This is a genomic window from Flagellimonas sp. L-11, from assembly GCF_056857735.1.
The window spans coordinates 2,501-5,178 of the sequence record NZ_JBSXNR010000004.1 but is presented as its reverse complement, the minus strand read 5'-3'; the positions used below and the strand labels follow the sequence as shown (position 1 = coordinate 5,178).

Genomic DNA, 2,678 nt, shown 5'->3' with positions numbered 1-2,678 from the left:
TTCCGGGTGTCGTACAGACATTCAAGGAAATACAATGAAGAGTTTGATCCTGGCTCAGGATGAACGCTAGCGGCAGGCCTAACACATGCAAGTCGAGGGGCATCACGGAAAAGCTTGCTTTTCTGGTGGCGACCGGCGCACGGGTGCGGAACGCGTATGGAACCTGCCCCTGTCAGGGGAATAGCCCAGGGAAACTTGGATTAATGCCCCATGGTATCGTCATATCGCATGATATGTTGATTAAAGATTTATCGGACAGGGATGGCCATGCGTACCATTAGTTAGTTGGTGGGGTAACGGCCCACCAAGGCAGCGATGGTTAGGGGCCCTGAGAGGGGGATCCCCCACACTGGTACTGAGACACGGACCAGACTCCTACGGGAGGCAGCAGTGAGGAATATTGGACAATGGGCGGGAGCCTGATCCAGCCATGCCGCGTGCAGGATGACGGCCCTATGGGTTGTAAACTGCTTTTATACGGGAAGAAACGCACCTACGGGTAGGTGTCTGACGGTACCGTAAGAATAAGGACCGGCTAACTCCGTGCCAGCAGCCGCGGTAATACGGAGGGTCCGAGCGTTATCCGGAATCATTGGGTTTAAAGGGTCCGTAGGCGGGCCTGTAAGTCAGGGGTGAAAGTTTGTGGCTCAACCATAAAATTGCCTTTGATACTGCAGGTCTTGAGTCATGGTGGGGTCGCCGGAACATGTGGTGTAGCGGTGAAATGCATAGATATCACATAGAACACCGATCGCGAAGGCAGGTGGCCAACCATGTACTGACGCTGATGGACGAAAGCGTGGGTAGCGAACGGGATTAGATACCCCGGTAGTCCACGCCGTAAACGATGGATACTAGCTGTGGGGACCTCGGTCTCCGTGGCCAAGCGAAAGTGATAAGTATCCCACCTGGGGAGTACGTTCGCAAGAATGAAACTCAAAGGAATTGACGGGGGCCCGCACAAGCGGTGGAGCATGTGGTTTAATTCGATGATACGCGAGGAACCTTACCAGGGCTTAAATGCAGGCTGCATGGGGTGGAGACACCCCTTTCTTCGGACCGCCTGCAAGGTGCTGCATGGTTGTCGTCAGCTCGTGCCGTGAGGTGTCAGGTTAAGTCCTATAACGAGCGCAACCCCTACCGTTAGTTGCCAGCATGTAAAGATGGGGACTCTAGCGGGACTGCCGGTGCAAACCGAGAGGAAGGTGGGGACGACGTCAAATCATCACGGCCCTTACGTCCTGGGCTACACACGTGCTACAATGGCCGGTACAGAGGGAAGCCACCCCGCAAGGGGGCGCGGATCTACAAAACCGGTCACAGTTCGGATCGGGGTCTGCAACTCGACCCCGTGAAGCTGGAATCGCTAGTAATCGGATATCAGCCATGATCCGGTGAATACGTTCCCGGGCCTTGTACACACCGCCCGTCAAGCCATGGAAGCCGGGAGTGCCTGAAGTCCGTCACCGCAAGGAGCGGCCTAGGGCAAAATCGGTAACTAGGGCTAAGTCGTAACAAGGTAGCCGTACCGGAAGGTGCGGCTGGAACACCTCCTTTCTAGAGAAAGAGACGCCCGGAAGGGGGTCCTTGCGCGAGGTGGTCCTTAGGACCTTTGTGCTGTCGTTTATGATATGTTTTTTTGGTATAAGGCAAAATATAAGGCCAAGACAGTCTCATAGCTCAGCTGGTTAGAGCGCTACACTGATAATGTAGAGGTCGGCAGTTCGAGTCTGCCTGAGACTACGAAGGAAGTTCATTGAGAAAAGATATTGGAAATTTTAGAAGTTGAGTTACAGGGTTATCACTCATAACTCCCAACTAATAACTCATAACTGAAAAATGGGGGATTAGCTCAGCTGGCTAGAGCGCCTGCCTTGCACGCAGGAGGTCATCGGTTCGACTCCGATATTCTCCACCACGGCAATTGGCCGTCCACGGTGATATTATCGCCAGTGGCGGTCCGCCACAAGTTCATTGACATATTGGGACGGAGCAAGGGACGACATAGGTCGTTTCATTGCGAAGTCAAAGAAGAAACACGAAGTAGAATAGAACATTAAGGATTACGAGAGGGCATTTGTACTTAGGTACAGGTGCGACAAGCAAAAGAAGGGCGTATGGGGAATGCCTAGGCTCTCAGAGGCGACGAAGGACGTGATAAGCTGCGAAAAACCGCGGGGAGCTGCACATGAGCATTGATCCGCGGGTATCCGAATGGGGCAACCCGGCTGGTTGAAGGCCAGTCACACCGCAAGGTGGGCGAACCCGCTGAACTGAAACATCTAAGTAGGCGGAGGAAGAGAAAACAAGAGTGATTCCGAGAGTAGCGGCGAGCGAAATCGGACTGGCCCAAACCGTTGTTGTTTAGGCAATGACGGGGTTGTAGGACCACAATGTTCTTTGCGCGACGAACCGGAAGCAGTTGGAAAGCTGCACGATATGGGTGACAGTCCCGTACGGGCAAGGAGCGTTGAAGATAGTGGTATCCTGAGTAGCGCGGGGCACGTGAAACCCTGTGTGAATCCGGCGGGACCATCCGCCAAGGCTAAATACTCCTGGGAGACCGATAGTGAACCAGTACCGTGAGGGAAAGGTGAAAAGAACCGTGAACAACGGAGTGAAATAGACCCTGAAACCATACGCCTACAAGCGGTCGGAGCCAGTTTACTGGTGACGGC

General features: G+C 53.7%; 2 tRNA genes and 2 rRNA genes (1 of these 4 cut by a window edge). All 4 read left to right on the top strand.

Annotated features, from left to right (window positions below):
* Positions 1 to 31: 31 nt before the first annotated feature.
* Positions 32 to 1,557, top strand: a 16S ribosomal RNA gene (locus AC13CC_RS00080).
* A 112-nt stretch (positions 1,558 to 1,669) separates the two neighbouring features.
* Positions 1,670 to 1,743 (top strand) — tRNA-Ile (locus AC13CC_RS00075).
* Positions 1,744 to 1,841: 98 nt separating this feature from the next.
* Positions 1,842 to 1,918: transfer RNA gene (locus AC13CC_RS00070), tRNA-Ala, on the top strand.
* Between the two features lie 177 nt (positions 1,919 to 2,095).
* Positions 2,096 to 2,678, top strand: a 23S ribosomal RNA gene (locus AC13CC_RS00065); it runs 2,244 nt beyond the window's last position.
* The 16S and 23S rRNA genes sit together here with 2 tRNA genes alongside, the layout of an rRNA operon.